This window comes from Rhodococcus sp. WS3, assembly GCF_003797085.1.
GTDB lineage: Bacteria > Actinomycetota > Actinomycetes > Mycobacteriales > Mycobacteriaceae > Rhodococcus_F > Rhodococcus_F globerula.
The window spans coordinates 931,778-953,211 of record NZ_RKMA01000003.1; the positions used below are offsets into that span (position 1 = coordinate 931,778).

Here is a 21,434-nt window from a genome sequence, read left to right on the forward strand (position 1 = left end):
ACATCAGTGTGATGTGTAAACATAGGTGGGTCGATCATCCCATTGTCTTGGAACCGTCGATCGCTTCGCGAAGTATGTCCGCATGGCCTGCATGCTGGGCAGTCTCGGCAATGATGTGGAGCAGCGTACGCCGGGCCGACCAGCGCGCACCAGGCTCGAACCACGGCGCAGACGGCAGCGGATGCGAGATGTCGAGACTGTCCAAGGATGCCACCAACTCATCCGTCCTCGCCGCGATCTGCTCATATTCGGCCACAATGCCGGCCAAGGTCTCGTCTCCCACCATGGCAAACTCGTCCACGCGCGCCTGAAGCATCGCCGGCGTGAATTTCGCCGGATCAACATCCCCACCCATACCGGATGGGCCTTCCAGGATGAAATCCACACATCCCCGCTCGGTGTGGGCCACATGCTTGATCAATCCGCCGAGGCACAGTTCACTCACGGTGGGCCGCGACGCTGCCTGTTCGTCGGTCAAGCCCCGAACAGTGACAAGTAGAAACCCGCGATGCTCGCGCAAGGTCTGGATAAGGTCCGCGCGCTCGCCGGTGAGGGTGCTGGTCGATGCGTTCATCGGTTCGTCCTTTGTTTGTGGGATCTTGCCTGTGAAAACAACGGTAGAACCCAATGCGGACAGAAACGGTCCTCATTAGAACTTCTCCACAAAAAAACTCCCGGCATCCGCCGATGAAGGCGAATGCCGGGAGTTCAACCGAACGGGAACGAAGATCAGACGGTGCGAGCCAAACGGTCAGCCAGCAGGCGCGTGAAGTGCGCCGGATCGCTCAACTCGCCACCCTCGGCGAGCAATGCCATCCCGTACAACAATTGCGCTGTCTCCGTAAGGTTTTCAGCAGAACCATCTGCCGCCTGCGCATCGCGCAGACCCGTTACGAGAGGATGCGACGGGTTGAGTTCGAGGATCCGCTTGCTGTGCGGAACCGGCTGCCCCGACGCCCGGTACATCTTCTCGAGCGTCGGCGACATACTGAATGCGTCGCCGACGATGCAGGCAGCCGACGTGGTGAGTCGCGTCGAGAGCCGCGTCTCCTTGATGTCGTCTGACAAGGTTTCGGTCAGCCACGTCAGCAGCGCACCGAATTCCTTTTCCTTCTCCTCACGTTCAGCCTCGGCTGCCTTCTTCTCGTCCTCGGTGTCGAGGTCGACCTCACCCTTGGCGATCGATTGGAAGGTCTTGCCGTCGAAGTCCGAAACAGCGTCGACCCACATCTCGTCGACCGGATCGGTGAGAACCAGAACCTCGAGGCCCTTGGCCTTGAAAGCCTCCATGTGCGGGGAGCTTTCGATGAGGTGGCGAGATTCGCCGGTCATGAAGTAGATCTGTTCCTGACCGTCCTTCATGCGCTCGACGTACTCGGCGAGAGTGGTCACGCCGTCTTCACTGTTGGTCGAGGCGAAAGACGAGATGTCGAGCAACGTCTTACGGTTGTCGGCATCGGCCATCAGGCCTTCTTTGAGCGCGCGGCCGAATTCGGTCCAGAAGGTCGAGTACTTTTCGGGCTCGTTTGCCTTCATGTCCTTGATCGTCGAGAGGACCTTCTTGGTCAGTCGACGACGGATCGCCGAAATCTGACGGTCCTGCTGCAGAATTTCTCGAGAGACGTTGAGCGAGAGATCTTGTGCGTCAACAACACCCTTGACGAAACGCAAGTAGTCGGGCACCAACTCTTCGCAGTCGTCCATGATGAAGACGCGCTTGACGTACAGGTGGATGCCGGCCTTGCGCTCACGCATGAAGAGATCGAACGGCGCCGTCGACGGAATGAACAGCAGCGCTTGGTATTCGAACGTACCTTCGGCCTTCATCGGGATGACCTCGAGCGGCTCGTCCCACGCATGGCTGACGTGCTTGTAGAACTCCTTGTACTCCTCCTCGGACACGTCGTCCTTGGAGCGAGTCCACAGAGCCTTCATCGAGTTGATGGTCTCGGTCTCGATGGTGACCTCGGGCTCTTCACCCTCGGCCGGCGTCGACGTGCGAGCGACATCCATACGGATGGGCCACGCGATGAAGTCGGAGTACTTCTTGACCAGTTCCTTGATCTTCCATTCCGACGTGTAGTCGTGCAGGCCGTTCTCGGAATCCTCGGGCATCAGATGCAGTGTCACGGAGCTGCCCTGCGGCGCCTCGTTCACATGCTCGAGCGTGTACGTGCCTTCGCCGGTCGACTCCCAGCGCGTCGCGTGGTCTTCACCGGCGCGGCGGGTCAGCAGCGTCACCTTGTCCGCGACCATGAACGTGGAGTAGAAACCGATACCGAACTGGCCGATCAGTTCCTCGGAAGCTGCGGCATCCTTTGCTTCCTTGAGCTTGCGACGGACCTCGGCAGTGCCGGACTTCGCGAGCGTGCCGATCAGGTCGACGACCTCGTCACGCGACATACCAATGCCGTTGTCGCGGATCGTGAGCGTGCGTGCGTCCTTGTCGATGTCGATCTCGATATGAAGATCGGAGACGTCGACGTTGAGGTCTTTGTCCTGGTATGCCTCGAGACGGAGTTTGTCCAGCGCGTCCGAAGCGTTGGAGATCAACTCACGAAGGAAACTGTCCTTGTTCGAATAGATTGAATGAACCATCAAATCCAGCAGCTGACGTGTTTCTGCTTGGAACTCGAGCTGCTCGGTATGCGCGGTCACTTCGATCCCTTTCTCTTCTTCGTTACTGGTCCCGGGGATTTTACTTGACCTCGAATGCCCAGGAACGGCGCCCGCGAATCACTTGCTGTGCGCAGCACATTCAGGCCTGCCCGCCCGACTTCTCGACCACCCATGCTGCGATCTGCGCACGCGAGTTGAATCCGAGTTTGGTGAGAATGTGCTCCACATGGCCCTGTGCGGTGCGGAGCGAGATCACCAATTTGGCAGCAATCTGTTTGTTCGTCAGTCCCTGAGCGACGAGTTCGGCGACCTCACGCTCACGTTTGGTCAGCACCACCGACGCCCCGGTGGGCGTTGTATCCAGAGGTTGCCGGCCGAGCGCAAATGCGACCGCCTCATTCATGCTCATGAGTCGACCTTGACGACGTGCCGTCCCGAATGCCTTCTCTCCCAATGCACGCCGCGTCGTCGCCGCACCTTCCTCGTGGTAAGGCTGCAGGGAGGGAAAGACGATCGTAATGCTGCCCACGGAGTGACCCAACTCCTCTGCTGCTCCCATCAGCACGGCGGCGCGTCGAGGATCCGGTTCCGCGGCGGCAATCCAGGCCAACACCTCCAGACATGCCGAGCAGGTGAGTGGATCGTTCACCTGCTCGGTGAGCTGCAACGCCTGCCCGAGCAACGCCACGGCACGATCTTGATCACCCTGCCGCCACACCGCGACAGCCATGGCCCACAGGGTGTACGACCGATAGACCGATTCCCCGTGAGATTCGCAGATCGCGAGCGCTTTTTCGTAACAGCCAACAGACCGCTTCGTTTCACCGAGCAGCTCGTACACCAACCCGAGTATCTGCAGCACGCCCACTTGCAGTGTGAGATCACCACGAGTGTCGAAAACCTCCAGTGCGCTCTCCAGCCCCGAGGATGCGCGGGGAAGATCATCGCGATAAAGCGCCAGCATCCCGTCCAACTGGTCGAGGAGTCCGTGAACAAGGGGGTCGGTGAGGTGCTCGGCAAGAGCGTGCCCCTCCTCCACCAACGCGGTTGCTGCCAAAAGATCGCCCTGCACCACTGCCAGGAGGCTGTCGGCGTGTATCGCCCAAATGCGTTCCACCGTGGGCTTTCCGGCGTCGCGAGCCAGGAAAGTATCGAGCCAATGCCGCGACTCGGTGTACAGACCGCGAGTCAGCGAGAAGTGATAAAGCGCGGTGGACATACTCAGTCCGGCAGCGACTCCGTCGTCGTTGTCGGAGAGGCAATACTCGAGCGCTTCCCGCATATTCGGAACTTCCCGGTCTAGCCGATCAATCAACTCGAGTTGCCGGGGACTGATCCATCCGGCTGCCGCGTCGAGCGCCAACTGCTGGTACCAGTCCCGGTGCCGACGACGCAGCACCTCGTACTCGCCGGTCTCGACAATCTTCTCCCGGCCGTAGTCACGGAGCGTCTCGAGCAATCGGAAGTGAACCACTGTGTCCGATTCCTCCCGGATCAGGATCGACTTGTCCACCAGCGACCCCAACGTGTCGAGCAGCCCCTCGGGTGTCAGGTCGCCACGACATATCTCCTCCGCCGCGTCGAGTTCGAAACTTCCCGCGAACACCGACAACCTGCCCCAGAGATGCTGCTCGCCGGGCGTACACAAGTCGTAGCTCCAGTCGATACTCCATCGCAAGGTCTGCTGACGCGTCGGCGCGCCCCGGCTGCCGCTGGTCAGGAGCGTGTAACGATCGTCCAGCCGCTGCAGGATCTGCTCGGGCGACATCGCGCGCAGTCGGGCAGCCGCCAGCTCGATCGCCAGCGGCAGCCCTTCCAGACGCTGGCAGATCCGGGCTACCGTCGCCTTGTTCTCCTCCGTGATTTCGAAGCCGCGCACCGCAGCGGCCGCACGTTCGGCGAACAACGTCAACGCGTCGTACCGGGGCAAGCCCCGCAGCGACGGCTCCCGATCCGGGTCGGGGACCGCTAGCGGGGACACTCGCAATACCGATTCCCCGCCGATACCCAGGGGCTCGCGCGAGGTCGTCAGAATCCGCAGCTGCGGGCACGCACGCAGCAGCACTTCGGCCAATCCCGCCACGGCATCGATCACCTGCTCGCAGTTGTCGAGGACCAGTAGCAATGTCCGAGTGGCCAGGAACTCCACCAAAATCTCCGTTAACGGCCGCGACGACTGGTCGCGCACACCGAGTTCTGCGGCCACCGCGCCGACCACAAGCGACTCGTCGTGCAACTCGCCCAGCTCGACCAGCCACACGCCATCGGCGAAATCCCGCTGGACATTGCTCGCGACCCGCAATGCGAGACGCGTCTTACCGACACCACCGATCCCCGTCAACGTCACCAGCCGGGACACCGACAGCAGATTCTTCACCTCCGCCAGCTCGGTGCGACGACCGACGAAGCTCGTCAGCTCCAGCGGCAGATTTCTATCGGCTTTCCGAGCCACCGGCGATGCGGGTGGATGCCATCGCGCCGACGGCGGCTGCGGATCCCGTGGGTCGGCCACTGGGGCGGCGCGTAGCGCCATCTCATCGACCGGCAAACCGCGGCGGACCTGCAACTCCCTAAGATTCTCACCGAGCACCGACGTAGAAGGACGGTCCCCTGGATCGCGGGACATTGCCTTCTCTATGACGGCACATACGTCGTCGGGGAAACCGTGCTCGCGCATGTCGGGTACCGGTTGCGCGGTGATCCGTAGGAACTGGGCAACAACCTGCTCGCCGCTGCGGCGCTCGAATGCCGCGTGCCCGGTGAGGGCGCTGAACAGAGTGGCCCCGAGCCCGTACACATCCGAGGCGGGACTTGGCGGTTCACCACCGAGAACCTCCGGGGCAGTGAACGCGGGCGAGCCCGTGACAGTGCCGGTCGCGGTCTTGAAACCGTCTGCAATGTGTGCGATTCCGAAGTCCGTCAGGGCCGGTTCGCCGTAGTCGGTGAGCAGAATATTGGCAGGCTTGACGTCGCGATGCAGAATGCCGAGTCGGTGCGCGGTCTCGAGCGCCCCCGCCATCTTCACCCCGAGCCGCAGGACTTCCTCCAGGTCGAGCGGGCCGTTCTCGCGAATCTTGGTGTCGACGGACCCTTGACGGTGGTAGGGCATCACCAAGTAGGGACGACCGGTATCGGTGGTTCCAACCTGCAGGACACCCACGATATTCGGATGCCCGGTCAGTCGCCCCATCGCTCGCTGTTCCCGAAAGAAGCGCGCCCGATTCTCCTCGTCGAGGTCGGCGGTAAGGACCTTCACGGCCACCGTGCGGTCCAGCCCGGCCTGCGTGCAGCGGTACACCACACCGAAGCCGCCGCGCCCGATCTCACGGGCATCGTCGAATCCCGCCTCTCGCAGCTCATCCGAAATGAACGGAAGCACGTCACGACGCGTTTGGAGTGGATCGTTCTCGTCCATGTGCTACTTCGATTCCGCGGCATCGTCGATGATGCACCGTCGCGTTACCTCTCGATAATGTGCCCACACGGGCCTGGCCGTCAACGCAGCGCACTTTCGCGACCCGGGCGCAGACGCCTCAAAAAAGGAGTGCGGTCGGAACGGACGCAGGTACCGACCAACACTCGAAATGTGAGACATATCACTTCATTTTGATGATTAGTTTCAACCCACAATGCCCTACCTGCCACCTAAGCAAACGTCCAGGTCAGTGCCCTGACATGTCGAATAGCGCCGACCGTGCCCGGGCTGTAGAACCGATAGCGAGATACTTCAATGTGACTTCGACCACGCCGAAAGTCCACGACCGATCGATAACACCCACTCGAATACCAGTTCTCGGGAAGACCTACGCGCACCAACCCCGACTTCATGAGTGAAGGACATGCATGCTGTTACCGATGGCACCCACCGATTCGCTATTTCTTCTCGGCGAGTCCCGCGAGAACCCGATGCACGTCGGTGGCCTGGCGATCTTCACCCCACCCGACGGAGCATCCGCAACCGACATGCGCGCGATGTTCGATATCGCCCTCACCGGCGGCAAAGTAGCCGAAGTGTTCCGTAAGCGGGCCCGGCGCTCCCTCACCTCGCTTGGCCAGTGGGGATGGGAAACCCTCGCCGACAACGAGATCGACATCGAGCACCATGTACGCCGCGATGCACTTCCCACCCCGGGCGGCATGACCGAACTCACCGCATTGATCTCGAGATTGCACGGCACTCTGCTCGACCGCAGCCGCCCACTATGGGAAATGCACTTGATCGAAGGGCTCACCGACGGCCGCTACGCCGTGTACACCAAGATCCACCACGCCCTCGCCGACGGAGCCAGCGCGATGAGGCTGCTCCGCGAGAGCATGAGTGAAGATCCCCACCGTCGAAACATGTCCGCCCCCTGGCAGGTTCCGCACTCACTGAGATCGGTGCCGACACCGGTCTCGGCAAAGTCCAGCGCGCAAGGATCGTCCCTACCTGCAACCTTGTGGGGAGCATCTCGGGCCGCCGTCGGTGAGGTGGCCGGACTGATACCGACGACGGTCCGCACCATGGACCGCGCCGTACGCGGCAAAGGCAGCGCTGTCTCCGTGACCGCGCCCCACTCGTTGTTCAACGTTCCGATCGGTGGAAGCCGCCACATCGCCGCCCGTTCCTTCCCTCTCGAACGGATCCGATTGCTGGCCAAGCACTCCGACGCCACCATCAACGACATCATTCTGGCAATGTCCGCCGGCACCCTCCGCCACTACCTGCACGAGCGAGACGCGCTACCGTCCGCCCCCTTGGTTGCCATGGTTCCCGTGTCATTGCGCGCCGACGACAACGCCGACGATCGCACCCCTGGCGGCAATCGCGTGGGACTGCTTATGTGCAACTTGGCAACTCACCTCGACAACCCCACAGACCGACTCGACGTGATACGCAATTGCATGAATGAAGGAAAAGACTCACTCCGCGCGATGAGTCCCGCCCAGGTGCTCGCCATGAGCGCCCTCGGAATCGCTCCCCTCGGAATGGAAATGCTTGTCGGGCAGCGGGGACCGCAGCGGCCACCGTTCAACATCATCATCTCCAATATTGCCGGTCCGCGTACACCGTTGTACTGGAACGGATTCCGTCTCGACACCCTCCACCCGCTGTCGATCCCGACAACCGGACAAGCCCTCAACATCACCTGCACCAGCAGCGACGATCAAATTTCATTCGGGCTGACCAGCTGCCGAAGAGCCGTTCCGGACCTCAACCCGCTGCTCGATCACCTAGGCACCGAACTCGAACTCCTCGAAACCGGCGCCGGCCTGTAATCCACCACTCCTGCAACGATCGCCACATCCGCAACCAGGACAGGGACATTCACCATGGGCTTCCAGATTCCGCAATCCCCGACATCCCCGATTACCGCCACGAACTCTGCCCCACGCGGTGGAGCAATCAGTACCGCAGAGATCAAAGCTCGGATGGAGGTCATGTTCGCCGACCGTGACCGGGACCGCAGGGCAAGAAATACCATCTGACACGGACTCTGAATCTTGGTGTTCTGCTTCTATAGAGAACATGCACACCGATACGACAACAACCCGACGACGAACTCTACGTCGCCTCGCGACGATTATCGGGGTGGCGGGAATCGTCGTCGGGCTTGTTGCCTTGATCGCAACGCGCCTGGCCGTAGAGCGCAATGTGGTGATTGTTCTGGCGTCCTTCGCCCCGGTGGCGATGCTTGCACCCTTGATCGGTGGGGTGGCGGCAGGCTTCGGCCGACGCTGGATCTTGTGCGCAGGATCGGCGGTAGTCCTTGGCCTGTTCGCGTGGTCGGTGGGTCCGCTGTACGTGGGTGGGCCGACCGGCGCCGCGCACGGACCGTCCATTCGAATCATGCAGGCGAACCTGATGGTCGGTTCAGCGGACCCGGAATCTCTGGTTGCCACCGTCCGCGATCGAGACGTGGACGTGTTGACGGTGCAGGAGTTGACGTCAGGTGCGGCCGACGCGCTGAAAACCGCTGGGCTCGAGGATGTTCTGCCCCACCAGTTCTTGGTTCCCTATGGCGGCGGCGGAGGTGGAGCGGGAATTTACAGTCGCTTCCCTCTGTCCGCCACACGAAGTTTGGACGGATTCTCCCCCGAAACACTCGCGGCCGAGTTGAATGTCGGCCTGGCGCAGCCGGTCACACTGTTTGCCGTCCACACCGCACCGCCGTACATCTCGCCCGCCTCGGTCTGGGCAGCGGAACAGCGCACGCTCGGCAGCTACCTGGCCGACGTCGACGGTCGCGATAACGTCATAGCGAGCGGAGATTTCAATGCAACTTACTCACACAAGGAGTTTCGTGATCTCCTCACGAACGGGTACGTCAGCGCAGCCGATCAGGTAGGTGCGGGTCTGATCCCGACCTACCCGACCGACAAGCCGTATCCCGCGATAGTCGGCATCGACCACATCCTCACCAGAGGCGCGGTGGCGACGTCACTCGAGCGTATCGACGTCAAAGGATCCGACCATCACGGTCTGATTGCCGACATCACGCTGGCGTGAAAGCTAACTGAGCAACCGCGCTTTTGCCGCCGCAAATTCTTCGTCGGACAAGACCCCCGATTGATGCAATCGACCTAGTTCCTGAAGCTTCGAGACAAGGTCGTCACCGGCCGGCGGCGCTGCCGGGGCGGCCTGCTGCTGCGGGGGCGGCGCCTGTTGCTGCTCGTACTGCTCATACTGCGCCTGCTGCTCGCTCGCCTTCCGCTGGCTACGCCGATCCATGGCATTGGACGTCGCCTTTGCCGTTCCGGCCACCACTGCTGTGCGCGCGACGGTGCCGAGCAATCCCGGCCGTCCTCTGCGTCCACCTCGAAAAACCATGCTGATCTCCTCTGCTTGAGACGATGCCTGAGCTACCTAGAGCGCCGCAGCGACTGCGGCCACTACGACGTCGTGTGGGATCTGAACATGGAGAACTACCTCGCCACCGCCTGCGCGGGCCTTGGTGGTGAAGTCTCGCGCCCACGTCTGCTCGTAGACGATGACTGCCGCTGAGGTACCTGGTTCCAGGGACTCACGAACCACGTCGAGATCCTCGTCGCTGATCAGAGCCTTTGCCTCGATCGACAGGATCGCCAGGCCGATGTCGGTGAGGTCTTCATCGACGTCGACCTGCCTGATGCTGCCATCGAGATCTTTGGCGATGTACACGAGATCGAGCAGGGTCACGAACCCACGCTCGACGATATTCTGCAATGCGGCGACGGTATCCGGGTCCACTCTCGAACCTGGGAACCCCAGCACCACCAATTCAACCGGGCCGATGTCCAATGGATCGTTCATCCATCAAGGGTGGTACGAGCGCACATGCACTCGCTTCACCCGTCGCGGATGAATTACTGCCGACGACCTCGGAGAACCTCGCGCATCGGACGGAACCGAACTCCGTCTGCCTCGAGTTGGCGTCGGGCTTTGCCCCGGGTGACAAGCACACCGATGATGCCGAGAATCCAGACCGGGTACTGAACCAACCAGGCCACCCGGAAGCCGTCGAAGGTGTAGCCGCCCATGTGGCCGAGAATCACGCCCATCACCTGGATCACGATCAACGACGCCAGGAATCCACCGATATTGACCATTCCCTGAGCGGTGCCCATCGACGAACTGGGATTGGACGTGCGGGCGTAGTCGAAGCCGATCACCGAACCCGGACCGCCGATTGAAATCACGATGATCAATATCGTCAGCAACCACAGCGGTGACGGTTCGCTGCGGGCCAGCACGATCGTCCACATCACCGCACTGCTCACCATGATGGAAAGAACGAGCCAGGATCGGCGCATCGGGTAGCGGCCGGTGAGGATGCCGAGGATGGGGCCCGCGACGATGGCGGAGATCACCGACAGTGTCAGTAGCGAACCGACTGTTGCGGCGTCGAGGCCTTGCGCCGACGACAGGTACGGAACTCCCCACAACAGCGCAAATGTCGTGATCGAGAATTGTGTACCCATGTGACTGAAGAAACCGAGGCGTGTGCCCGGACGCATCCAGACCGTCTTGATCTGGCGGCCGATCTCCTTTGCCCCGGCGGGAACCGCAACAATCTCGGTTCCCGGCGGAGAATCACGAATCAGGCTGAGCGCCAATGCAAAAGCGAGTAGCCCCAGACCGGCCGCGCTGCCGTACGCCAGCGTCCAACCGGTCCCGGTCAGCAGCAACATGAACGGCAGGGCCGAAAGTACTTGTCCCAGTTGACCGAGAATTCCCGTGAACTGTGACACCAGTGGTACCTGCCGCGGTGGGAACCACTGCGGAACCAGTCGAAGCACGGAGATGAAGGTGAGAGCGTCGCCGGCCCCGACCGCGATGCGTGCGCCAATCGCGACGGGCAGCGATTCCGTGAACGCCAACGTCAGCTGCGCACACGTCAGAATGAACGCGCCGACGCCGATCATGATGCGAGAGCCGTATCGATCGAGAAGCACTCCCGCCGGGATCTGCATACCCGCGTACACCACGATCTGCAGCACTACGAAACTGGACAGCACACTGGGAGTAATCGAGAAACGTTCTGCTGCAGCCAGACCCGAGACACCAAATGAAGTGCGGTGAAGGACGGCGATTACGTACGCGAATACACCGATACCCCACACCAACCACACTTTTTTCATCGCGCAGTTATCTTACTAGTAGTTCGCCAGGCTTACGGCTTTGACTACTCGCGGCCTTGCGAGATCCAGTTCAGATCTGCCGAACGCTCCCCTTCGGTGATGGCCGCAAGCGCGTCGAGTCGGGCGATCTGATCCTCGGTCAGCACGATGTCCAGTGCGCCGGCGTTCTCGCTCACGCGCGCCGCAAAACGAGTGCCCGGAATGGACACCGACGGCAGACCGTAATGCCGTCCCTTGGCGTCGAGCCACGCCAGTGACACCTGCGCCGGAGTGGCTCCTGATTCGGCGCCCACGTCACGCACGACGTCGAGCACCTTCTGGTTTGTCACAAGCGCTGACTCCGTGAAACGCGGGAAGCGTCGACGCAGATCGTTCTCGCCCCACTCGCTGGGATCGAACGACCCGGCGAGGAACCCTCGTCCCACGGGAGAGAACGGAACAAATCCCACGCCGAGCTCAGCGGCGGCGGGAACCACCTTGTTCTCCACGTCGCGACTCGAGATGTTCCATTCGGACTGAATCGCGGAGATGGGGTGGACCGCATAGGCGCGGCGCAGTTCGTCTCCCGTTGCTTCGGAAAGCCCGATGTGGCGGATCTTGCCGGCCTTCACCTGCTCTGCCATCGCGCCCACGGTGTCCTCGATCGGAACGCTCGGATCAACACGATGGAGGTAGTAGAGATCGACGTGGTCGACGCCGAGTCGACCGAGCGATTCCTCGAGCGCCTGTGCCACGTAGGCCGGATCGCCGTTGATCCCCCGCTGACCTGCCGACATGCCGCCCACCAACCCGAACTTGGTGGCCAACTGAACCTCGTCGCGCCGACCTTCGAGCAATTTACCCACGGCCCGCTCGCTCGCACCGTCGCCGTAGATGTTTGCAGTGTCGATGAAGGTGATCCCGATATCCACCGCATGATGAAGCGTCGCGAGTGCTTCTGCCGGATCCACCGGGCCGTACACGGGGGCTACCGACATAGCGCCGTAGCCCTGCGCGCTGACGGTCAGACCTTCGGCCAGGGTGACGGTGGAAACAGGCATGAACACTCCTCGAGATCGAATGAAGGAACAACCCTCACAGTCTGTACCGAAACTACCGGCGGCGCATTCAGGCCAGGACAGCAAGCTCCGGCAACCCCGCCACCACAACCGCGAGGTTGTAGCCTGTCATCCGCAATTCACCGTTGTCTCCGGTTCTTGCGTACTCCGCATGCCCGAAGGCGCGTTCATGTTTCACGCCGTCGGGGGTGATTCCCTCCGCTGTGGACAATCGCTGGAACTCCGTACGCGTCGGATCACCACCGAAGCGCCCGAAGCCGGCGATACTGTCCCCTTCGGCCTTCATGACGTAGACGTGCCGATCCGCGATCCCGAGATCCGCCTCCACCTTTGCTCGCACACCCGGAGATCCGTAGAACACCACATCATCGACCGATGCGCTGGCACCCCGTTGCAGCGCAAGCGAAGTCGCGAGGGAGCCGTAGGAATGGCCGAGTGCGGTGATGTGCACATCCGGGTTCGCAGCGCCCGCTCGCAGGCCGTGAAAGAAGCTCCCCAGCGCATCGGCCGCGATACCCGCTTTCGCGGAACGGCTCACGTCGAAACTTGCCCGACCGAGGTCGAATTTTCCGGGGCCGATGACTTGAGGGGCGTCGTATCCGATCCAGGCGATCGTGGCAACGCTTTCGTCACGTCCGGCACTGTGGAGCTGACGCTGTGCCTCGTCGCGCAATCGTGTTGCCTCCCCGACCATTCCGCGCAGTGAGTCCTTGACATTGGTGTTGAGCCCCGGAACGGTCACGGCAATGTGATCAGCCGTATCCGGATCGCCGATCGCTATCGCGGCAAACCCGCGCTCGCCGGAACGCATATCCATCAGGACCAGCTTACGATCGGGTTGTTCGTGCAGCAGCTCGTCCAGCGCATTCAGATCCTCGAGTTTGCGCTGCGCATACCAGAGGCCCGCACCGGTATTGCTCAAACGGCCACCGAAGTATTCGCGGTGCAGTTCCTGAGAGATACGCACCGAATCATCTTGTAGCCGTGCCCGTTCGGCCTGCACACGTCGCAGATTCACCGGACTGCGCACACCTGTCGGGATACCGTCGAGATTCGCAATCAGATCCGGCGCGCGCTGCACTATTTCTCGTCGGCGCGCCGGACTGAAACCGCGCCACTCTTCGTTGACACGAAAAGCCTTGTCCCGCAGATCCGTACCCACCTGCGACCGCACGGACAGTGCGTGGTGCAGATCCGCGGATACCAGCAGAGCTTCCCCGATCAACTCACGCGCGGCAGCCGAGAGCAGCTCTGCGTGAACGTGAAGGGGATGCCCTTCTGCAATGGGAGCGACTGCCGATACCGAACCGTCTTCGCGGATCTGTAATTCGTCGGAGGCAGCCTCCCTGCGCAACAAGTCCAGCCGTCGTCGCATGTCTCGAACACGGTGCGCAACCAGGACACCCTCGAGTCCACCGGCAAGTTGTTCGAGTGGTTCGACGTCCCACACGTCGATGTCAGTGAGATCCACTCGGGTCAGGACGAACGAGCAGCGATTCGAGCCTGAACCTCGGGTCGACGCAACGGCGGGACGGTTTGGGGTGGCTGCTTGCGCGGCGGCAGTGCACTCAGCAAACGCGTCGTGGTTTCGGTGACCTCCCGAACTGCCTGTTCAAAGGCATCACGATTGGCATCGGAGACCTTGGCAATCCCACTCACCTTACGTATGTATTGGCGAGAGGCTGCCTCGATCTCCTCCGCTGTGGCAGCTGGTTCGAGTCCTCGGAGTTCGGTGATGTTTCGGCACATAGTTCGACGATAACCGCGCTCAGCCACCTCGTCACGGACCGATACACGAATGCATCCAAATGGCCACGCAAACCCAAGCATCACGGTAGTTTCAGTAAAATTCTCCCCAAGTGACTGGAAGTGGCCACATGGACTCAGCTCTCACATCGGTCGGTCTTCCGATTGCACTCGCGATCATCATGTTCGGCCTCGGACTCTCACTGACCTTCGAGGACTTTGCCCGTGTCGCAAAAGCACCCAAAGCAGTCTCGATCGCCCTCGTCTGCCAGTTGATACTGCTGCCGGCCGCCGCGTTCGGGCTTGTCACCGCCTTCGATCTCGATCCCCTGCTCGCTGTCGGCATGATGCTCCTGGCAGCATCGCCGGGCGGCACCACAGCCAACTTGTTCAGCCACCTCTTTCGCGGCGATGTTGCGCTCAATGTGACACTCACAGCAGTAAATTCAGTAATCGCCGTGGTTACCCTGCCGGTGATCACCAACTTCGCCCTCGGCTATTTCGAACCTACCGACGCCGACGGCACCCTCGGCCTCCAGTTCACGAAGGTTGTGCAGGTTTTTGCCGTCGTCCTGATTCCGGTGGCAATCGGGATGTGGGTTCGCCTGCGCAGTAGCGCTTTTGCCCAGCGAATGGACAAGCCGGTGCGCATCGGGTCGGCCATCGTGCTGGCGCTGGTCATAGTCGGCACTGTCATATCGGAGCGCGAGAACATTGCGGACTACCTCGTCGACATCGGAGTTGTCGCAGCACTGTTCTGCCTGCTGAGTCTGTCGATCGGATACATCGTTCCCAAGCTTTTCGGTATCGAGGACCGCCAAGCCATTGCCAGTTCGATGGAAATCGGGATCCACAACAGCACCTTGGCCATCACCATTGCCGTCAGCTTGATGGACAACGTGCGTCTGGCAGTACCGGCCGCGGTCTACGGCGTCGTGATGTTCCCGTTGGCAGCGGCATTCGGTGCGGCCATCACGCGAAAATCTCGAAACATGGCCGAGATCGACTGAGATCAGCCTGTTTTCGCTAGTTCTCTTGCGCGCTGCTCAGATCTGTTCCGAGTGCCCCGGCAAGAGTGCGAAGACAGATCACACGCAGTTCTTCCTGCGGAATCAACGGTTGATCGAGCCAGTTCAGACATACGGCACGAACGAAGGCGATCCAGCCGCGCACCGCAACAGCGGCAATCTGCCTGCGCTCGTCGTCGAATCCCAGCGCGTCGAGGATCCGAATCTGTTGCTGTTCCAACTCGCGCTCGACTATTGCCCGGATACCCGCTTCAGCCGACAACGTCCCGACATTGATTGCGCGCACTCCCTTACTGTGCGACTTCACGTACGCAAAGTAGGCATCCAGCCCAGCAGCGATTTGCTCCTGGATGGGCAGCGTCGAATCCGGCGCCGTCACGTCGAGGAGGTGCTGGGACTCTCGCTCGACTATCGCCGCGAAGAAGTCGCGCTTGGTCGGAAAGTAGTGGTACATCAGCCCACGCGAGACGCCCGCGATTTCGGCGACCTCTTCGATCCAGACATCCTCGTACGACCGGTCGGCAAATAGTTGCGCACCGATATCGAGGAGTTGCGTGCGTCGCTGCTCGCGATCGAGACGCTTACGTGGGGTGACCATGGCGAACTCAGATTACTACTTGACACCGATTCAGTAAGGCGTACTTTGCGTACTAGACACCAATTCAGTAAGCGAACTCTTCTCGGGGGACAACGATGAGCGTCGACGCAACGCCGAACACGGGCGCGCCTGCTATTCCGCATCCGGCCTGGCGCCTCCCGCTCCTCGGCGACATTCTGGGTGTCAACGCCTCGACACCACTGCAGAACTCCGTGAGCATCGGCCGCGAACTCGGCCCGATCTTCGAACGCAACGTAGTCGGAAATCGCTTTGTCTTCGTATCCGGCGCAGACATGGTTGCCGACCTCTCCGATGAGTCCAGGTTTGCAAAACACCTGGCACCCGGCGTCAAAGCCCTACGAGGGATCGGCGGCGACGGACTCTTCACGGCCTACAACAGCGAACCGAACTGGGCCAAGGCCCACAATCTTCTGGCTCCCGCGTTCAGCCAGACAGCCATGCGCTCGTACCACCGCACGATGCTCGACGTGGCCGGCGAACTGGTTGCGTACTGGGACCGTCATGGCACCGACTCCCCCATCGACATCTCGGCTGACATGACCAAATTGACGCTCGAGACAATCGGTCGCACTGGGTTCAGCTACTCCTTCGATTCGTTCGAACGCGAAGAACAGCATCCGTTTGTGAAGGCGATGATCGGCACCCTGTCCCATTCACAGCGGACTACGTTCCTCAAATCCACAGCCCTCGGCCGACGCCTCGCACGGCGAGCAGACCAACGCGACGACGTGCGCAAGGCGTACATGGCCGAAGTTGTGGACGAGGTGATCCGCGCTCGGCGAGAGAGCCCCGGCGGCGCACACGAAGATCTTCTGGAACTGATGCTGCGCGCTGCCCGGGAGAATGATCCCAACCGGATCGACGAGCTGAACATCCGGCACCAGGTCGTGACATTCCTGGTCGCTGGGCATGAAACAACCTCCGGCGCTTTGTCGTTCGCGCTCTACTACCTGTCGCAGAATCCGGAGGTCTTGGCCAAAGCGCAGGCGGAAGTTGATGCCGTGTGGGGCACGGAAGAACCGGCATTCGAGAAGATCGCAAAACTGAGGTACGTCCGACGCGTCCTCGACGAATCACTGCGGCTGTGGCCGACGGCCCCGGCCTATGCCCGCGCCGCTCGGCAGGACACCACGTTGATTGGCAAATACCCGATGAAGAAGGGCGACTGGATGCTTGTCCTCATCCCGTCGCTGCACCGAGATCCCGTGTGGGGCAACAATCCGGAAGCCTTCGATCCGGACAGATTCTTGCCCGCAAACATCAAGGCGCGCCCCGCCCACACGTACAAGCCCTTCGGAACCGGCGAACGCGCTTGCATCGGAAGACAATTCGCCATCCATGAGGCAGTTCTCGTTCTGGGAACGATCCTGCAGAAGTACACCGTCGAACCGGATCCCGAGTACCGGTTGAAAGTTGTCGAGCGTCTGACCCTGATGCCGGAGGGGTTCACGCTGTCGGTTCGCCGACGCTGACCTGGCCAATCTGCGTAGGTGCCGCACTGGCTTCCGGCGCGTGCTCGGCATCGGTCAGCGTCGGCGACAAGCAGGTACCTGCCGACAAAGTCGCAGCCCAGATGTCCAGCCAGCTTGCAGCGACTGTCGGTAGGGCAACCCGACGACGTCACTTGCCCAGAGGGACTCGACGCGGAGGTCGGTGCGACCGTCGTGTGCGCCTTGACCGACCAGGGCACCGAATACGACGTGACGGGAACTGTGACCAGCGTCGACGGCGACAACGTCAAGTTCGACGTGCAGGTGGCGGATACCCCGAACTAACTGCTGTGCCGTTGTTTACCGCGGGCGGTTAACAACGGCACAGCAGATTTGTCAGAGACGCTCGATAATCGTCACATTTGCGGTGCCGCCACCCTCGCAGATGGTGAGCAGGCCGTAGCGTCCACCGGTGCGCTCGAGCTCGTTGAGCAGCGTTGCCATCAGCTTGGTGCCGGTGGCGCCGAGCGGGTGACCGAGGGCAATTGCGCCACCGTTGACGTTGACCTTGGCCGGATCCGCGCCGATTTCCTTGATCCACGCGAGGACAACGGGAGCAAAAGCCTCGTTGATCTCGACGATGTCGATGTCCTCGATGGTCAGACCCGTCTTCTCCAGCGCATGCTGCGTTGCCGGAATGGGCGCGCTGAGCATGAAGATGGGGTCGTCACCGCGAGCGCTGAGGTGATGAATCCGGGCGCGGGGCTTGAGGCCGTGCTTCTTGACGGCTTCTTCCGACGCCAGGAGCAGTGCGCTCGCTCCGTCCGAGATCTGGCTTGCGACAGCAGCTGTCATCCGGCCGTCTTCGACGAGGACGTTGAGTGACGCCATCTTCTCGAGGCTGGTCTCACGGGGGCCTTCGTCGACGGTCGCGTCGCCCATGGTGACGATCTCGTTGTCGAAACGGCCTGCTGCGATGGCGGCCTTGGCGCGCTCATGGCTCTGCAGTGCCCACTTCTCGAGGTCTTCGCGGCTGACATCCCACTTCTCGGCGATCATCTCTGCGCCCTTGAACTGCGACACTTCCTGATCGCCGTAACGCTCGGTCCAGCCGACGGAACCGGAAGAGGGAGTGTCGAATCCGTACTGCTGGCCGACGATCATGGCTGCCGAGATCGGGATCTGGCTCATGTTCTGCACGCCACCGGCGATGATCAGGTCTGCGGTGCCGGAGAGGATTGCCTGTGCACCGAAGTGGACGGCCTGCTGGCTGGAACCACACTGACGGTCCACCGTCACACCGGGAACGTGCTGCGGCAATCCTGCTGCGAGCCAAGACATGCGGGCGATGTTGCCGGCCTGGCCACCGATGGCGTCGACGCAACCGAAGATGACGTCGTCGACCTCTGCCGGATCGATACCGGTGCGCTCGACAACCGCCTTGATGACGTGTGCGCCCAAATCGATGGGGTGCACTCCCGACAGTGCGCCGCCGCGCTTACCGATCGGGGTGCGGATAGCATCGACGATGTAAACCTCGGACATGATCTTTACTCCTAGTTCGATAGTGCAGCAGTAGTTTTGGGTGCGGCAGCTGCCGCAGACGGATCAGAGAGTCCGTCGAGAACAATTGCGAGGTACTGAGCTGCAACAGTGTGCGCGGTCAATGTGCCACCCGGCCGATACCAACGCACGGCAACCCAGACGGTGTCGCGCATGAAGCGGAAGACCAGTTCGATATTGAGATCGGAGCGGAAACTTCCGTCGGCGACCCCCGCCTCGAGCACTCCCACCCACAGGTCCCGGAACTCGGTGTTGCGTTCGACCAGGTACGAGAATCGCTCGTTGGCTACCAGGTGCTTGACCTCGTCCTGATAGATCGCGACGGCCGAATGCGACGCGTCGATCGCTTCGTACGACGTGACGATCAGCGCTTCGAGCGTTGCCCGACTGTCAAGACCTGCAGCCACGATCTCGCGGTACTTGCCGAACAAGTCGTCGAGGAACTGGTGCAGAATCTCGTCGACCATCGACTCCTTGGAATCGAAATGGTGATAGAGACTGCCCGACAGTATCCCGGCTGCATCGGCAATATCGCGTACCGTCGTCGCCCGTACTCCGCGGTCGGCAAACAGGCCGGCTGCGATCGCGAGAAGTTCGTCGCGGCGACCGGATTTTCCTGCAGTGTCGTCGGAATTTCGGGATGGCGTCATGATTTCAATCCTATCCAGGGCTTCACTGTGCGCCTTTCTGGTAGTCGGTGCTACCAGAAAGGCGCACGGCAGGCCTACGCCCTCTGCGAAGAAACAGAAACGATCTCACCGGTCATGTATGTCGTGTAGTCGCTCGCCAGCATCGCGATCACCGAAGCGATTTCCCACACCTCGGCCGCGCGGCCATAGGCCTCACCGGACGCCAACTGGTCCAGCAGTTCTTCGCTGGTGACCTTCGCCAGGAAGGCATGGCGGGCGATGGACGGCGAGACGGCGTTGATGCGGACGCCGTACTCGGCAGCCTCGATCGCACTGCAACGCGTCAGGGCCATGACGCCGGCCTTGGCCGCTGCGTAATGGGCCTGCGAATGCTGTGCACGCCAGCCGAGAACCGATGCGTTGTTGACGAGAACACCGCCGTGCTCGACGCTCTTGAAGTAGCGCAGTGCGGCGCGCGTCGCACGGAACGTGCTGTTGAGGGTGATATCGATGACACGATCCCACTGGTCATCGGTCATGTCGACGACCGGTGTTTCCCCGCCGAGGCCTGCATTGTTGACCACGATGTCGATGCGACCCAGCTTCTCGGCTGCGCCGTCGAAGAGTGCGTCGACCTGTGCGGTACTGGAGACGTCGCAGATGATCGATTCGACCTGCTGGCCAGGGAATTCGGCCTTCAACTTCTCGACGGTCTCACCGAGACGACGCTCGTGGAAGTCGGAGACGAGGACGTCGCCGCCTTCCATCAGGACACGACGCGCGGTCGAGAAACCGATACCCGTTCCCGCGGCGGCGGTGATGACGGCCTTCTTGCCCTTCAGCAATCCGTGGCCCGGAGTTTCCTCCGGCGCTACGGACAAGGGCGAAACCACTGTGGAGTCAGACATTTAGCGAGCCTCTCGGGGAAGACCGAGCACACGCTCGGAAATGATGTTGCGCTGAATTTCGTTGGAGCCGCCGTAGATCGTGTCGGCGCGAGTGAAGAGGAACAGTCGCTGCCACTCGTCCAACTCGAGATGTTCGGGATCGGTGATGTCCGATGGCTGGCCTTCGGAATTCTCCCACGGTGCAACCAACGACGACGCACCTTGGACGTCCATCGAGAGCTGCCCGAGGTCGCGATGCCAGTTGGCCCACAACAGTTTTGCGACGGACGCTTCGCCGCCACCGGTTCCGGCGTCGACCGCGTCGAGAGTACGCATAGCGTGGGCGCGCATGACGCGTAGCCCGACCCAGGCGCGGGCGATCTTCTCGCGGATGTGCGGATCCTGGTCGCTGCCATTGGCCTTCGCCAGGTTTACGACGCCTTGAAGTTCGCGGGCGAACCCGATCTGCTGACCGAGTGTGGACACACCACGCTCGAAAGTGAGCAGGCCCATGGCAATCTTCCAGCCTTCGCCCGGTTCGCCGACCACGAGGTCTGCGTCCGTGACGGCGTCGTCGAAGAAGACCTCGTTGAATTCGGAGGTGCCGGTGAGCTGCTGGATGGGACGCACGGTCACACCGGGCTGATCCAAGGGCACCAGCAGGAAGCTCAGGCCCTGGTGACGCTTGGATCCGACCTCGGTGCGGCACACGACAAAGCACCACTGCGCAACGTGCGCGAGCGACGTCCACACTTTCTGGCCGTTGATGATCCACTTGCCGTCTTCGAGACGGGCCGTCGTCGAGACGTTGGCAAGGTCGGAGCCGGCTCCGGGCTCGGAGTACCCCTGCGCCCACAGCTCGCTGACCGTGTTGATGCCCGGAAGGAAGCGACGCTTCTGCTCGTCGGTTCCGTAAGCGATCAGGGTCGGACCGAGAAGTTCCTCGCCGATGTGACTGACGCGTGCCGGGGCACCCGACTTCGCGTACTCCTGATGAAAGACAACCTGCTGGGAGATGGTCGCTCCGCGGCCACCGAACTCCTTCGGCCATCCAAGGCACGTCCAGCCCGCGGCCGCGAGATGCTTGTCCCACTCGAGGCGTTGCTCGAAGAACTCATGCTCGCTGCCCGGTCCGCCCTTACCCTTGAGCTGGGCAAATTTGCCGGTCAGGTTCTCTGCCAGCCACTGCGAAACTTCTGCCGCAAACTCGTCGTCGGTCATCTGCCCGTCCGGGCTCTCGCTCTGGTCCACATA

General features: G+C 61.6%; 19 protein-coding genes. 5 read left to right on the forward strand and 14 right to left on the reverse strand.

Translation table 11 applies throughout. The features are described from left to right. Window positions 1-34: 34 nt before the first annotated feature. The 3 genes from EEB13_RS25545 to EEB13_RS25555 all read right to left on the reverse strand — a co-directional run bounded on the left by EEB13_RS25545 (window position 35) and on the right by EEB13_RS25555 (window position 6,034). The gene (locus EEB13_RS25545) at window positions 35-574 is read right to left on the reverse strand and encodes a DinB family protein (RefSeq protein ID WP_092806222.1); all 540 of its coding nucleotides are present in this window, start codon (window positions 572-574) and stop codon (window positions 35-37) included. Window positions 575-729: 155 nt separating this feature from the next. Beyond that, the gene (gene htpG, locus EEB13_RS25550; protein WP_045068594.1) at window positions 730-2,658 is read right to left on the reverse strand and encodes a molecular chaperone HtpG; all 1,929 of its coding nucleotides are present in this window, start codon (window positions 2,656-2,658) and stop codon (window positions 730-732) included. Between the two features lie 100 nt (window positions 2,659-2,758). Further along, the gene (locus EEB13_RS25555) at window positions 2,759-6,034 is read right to left on the reverse strand and encodes a protein kinase domain-containing protein (RefSeq protein ID WP_141486536.1); all 3,276 of its coding nucleotides are present in this window, start codon (window positions 6,032-6,034) and stop codon (window positions 2,759-2,761) included. Between the two features lie 428 nt (window positions 6,035-6,462). Here EEB13_RS25555 and EEB13_RS25560 point away from each other — a divergent pair, with 428 nt between their 5' ends. Together EEB13_RS25560 and EEB13_RS25565 are read left to right on the forward strand one after the other, a co-directional pair. Next, window positions 6,463-7,878, forward strand: a complete 1,416-nt coding sequence (locus tag EEB13_RS25560) for a WS/DGAT/MGAT family O-acyltransferase (protein ID WP_141486537.1) — start codon at window positions 6,463-6,465, stop codon at window positions 7,876-7,878. 250 nt (window positions 7,879-8,128) lie between these two features. After that, window positions 8,129-9,109 (forward strand): endonuclease/exonuclease/phosphatase family protein, encoded by a 981-nt coding sequence (locus EEB13_RS25565; RefSeq protein ID WP_141486538.1) that lies wholly within the window; start codon window positions 8,129-8,131, stop codon window positions 9,107-9,109. Window positions 9,110-9,112: 3 nt separating this feature from the next. On the opposite strand, the gene EEB13_RS25570 is transcribed toward EEB13_RS25565, so the two are convergent. The 6 genes from EEB13_RS25570 to EEB13_RS25595 all read right to left on the reverse strand — a co-directional run bounded on the left by EEB13_RS25570 (window position 9,113) and on the right by EEB13_RS25595 (window position 14,027). Continuing rightward, window positions 9,113-9,430, reverse strand: coding sequence for an SHOCT domain-containing protein (locus EEB13_RS25570; protein WP_045068564.1), 318 nt, complete (start codon window positions 9,428-9,430; stop codon window positions 9,113-9,115). Between the two features lie 36 nt (window positions 9,431-9,466). Then, window positions 9,467-9,892 carry a DUF6325 family protein gene (locus EEB13_RS25575; RefSeq protein WP_045068561.1) on the reverse strand — a complete coding sequence of 142 codons (426 nt, stop codon included), beginning with the start codon at window positions 9,890-9,892 and terminating at the stop codon, window positions 9,467-9,469. Window positions 9,893-9,945: 53 nt separating this feature from the next. After that, window positions 9,946-11,220, reverse strand: a complete 1,275-nt coding sequence (locus tag EEB13_RS25580; protein WP_092806214.1) for an MFS transporter — start codon at window positions 11,218-11,220, stop codon at window positions 9,946-9,948. A 44-nt stretch (window positions 11,221-11,264) separates the two neighbouring features. Next, window positions 11,265-12,260, reverse strand: a complete 996-nt coding sequence (locus tag EEB13_RS25585) for an aldo/keto reductase (protein WP_033232391.1) — start codon at window positions 12,258-12,260, stop codon at window positions 11,265-11,267. A gap of 67 nt (window positions 12,261-12,327) precedes the next feature. Beyond that, window positions 12,328-13,749: an alpha/beta hydrolase gene (locus EEB13_RS25590; RefSeq protein ID WP_095888219.1), complete on the reverse strand. Its 1,422-nt coding sequence runs from the start codon at window positions 13,747-13,749 to the stop codon at window positions 12,328-12,330. 5 nt (window positions 13,750-13,754) lie between these two features. Continuing rightward, window positions 13,755-14,027: a DUF2277 domain-containing protein gene (locus EEB13_RS25595; protein WP_033232393.1), complete on the reverse strand. Its 273-nt coding sequence runs from the start codon at window positions 14,025-14,027 to the stop codon at window positions 13,755-13,757. Window positions 14,028-14,155: 128 nt separating this feature from the next. Between EEB13_RS25595 and EEB13_RS25600 the strand changes: the two genes are divergently transcribed. Next, window positions 14,156-15,034, forward strand: a complete 879-nt coding sequence (locus EEB13_RS25600; protein ID WP_095888218.1) for a bile acid:sodium symporter family protein — start codon at window positions 14,156-14,158, stop codon at window positions 15,032-15,034. Window positions 15,035-15,050: 16 nt separating this feature from the next. Here the strand turns inward: EEB13_RS25600 and EEB13_RS25605 are convergent, their stop codons facing one another. Next, a complete protein-coding gene (locus EEB13_RS25605; RefSeq protein WP_092806210.1) occupies window positions 15,051-15,650 on the reverse strand; it encodes a TetR/AcrR family transcriptional regulator in 600 nt (199 codons plus the stop codon). Window positions 15,651-15,745: 95 nt separating this feature from the next. Here EEB13_RS25605 and EEB13_RS25610 point away from each other — a divergent pair, with 95 nt between their 5' ends. Further along, on the forward strand, window positions 15,746-17,143 hold the full coding sequence (locus tag EEB13_RS25610; protein ID WP_095888217.1) for a cytochrome P450: 1,398 nt from the start codon (window positions 15,746-15,748) through the stop codon (window positions 17,141-17,143). Window positions 17,144-17,257: 114 nt separating this feature from the next. Next, on the forward strand, window positions 17,258-17,446 hold the full coding sequence (locus EEB13_RS25615) for a DUF4333 domain-containing protein (protein ID WP_233363987.1): 189 nt from the start codon (window positions 17,258-17,260) through the stop codon (window positions 17,444-17,446). A 51-nt stretch (window positions 17,447-17,497) separates the two neighbouring features. Here the strand turns inward: EEB13_RS25615 and EEB13_RS25620 are convergent, their stop codons facing one another. The 4 genes from EEB13_RS25620 to EEB13_RS25635 all read right to left on the reverse strand — a co-directional run bounded on the left by EEB13_RS25620 (window position 17,498) and on the right by EEB13_RS25635 (window position 21,431). Beyond that, a complete protein-coding gene (locus EEB13_RS25620; protein ID WP_033232400.1) occupies window positions 17,498-18,646 on the reverse strand; it encodes an acetyl-CoA C-acetyltransferase in 1,149 nt (382 codons plus the stop codon). Between the two features lie 11 nt (window positions 18,647-18,657). Beyond that, on the reverse strand, window positions 18,658-19,314 hold the full coding sequence (locus EEB13_RS25625; RefSeq protein WP_045068555.1) for a TetR/AcrR family transcriptional regulator: 657 nt from the start codon (window positions 19,312-19,314) through the stop codon (window positions 18,658-18,660). A gap of 74 nt (window positions 19,315-19,388) precedes the next feature. After that, window positions 19,389-20,201 carry an SDR family oxidoreductase gene (locus EEB13_RS25630; protein ID WP_033232401.1) on the reverse strand — a complete coding sequence of 271 codons (813 nt, stop codon included), beginning with the start codon at window positions 20,199-20,201 and terminating at the stop codon, window positions 19,389-19,391. Further along, window positions 20,202-21,431 (reverse strand): acyl-CoA dehydrogenase family protein, encoded by a 1,230-nt coding sequence (locus EEB13_RS25635; protein ID WP_033232403.1) that lies wholly within the window; start codon window positions 21,429-21,431, stop codon window positions 20,202-20,204. Window positions 21,432-21,434 lie beyond the last annotated feature (3 nt).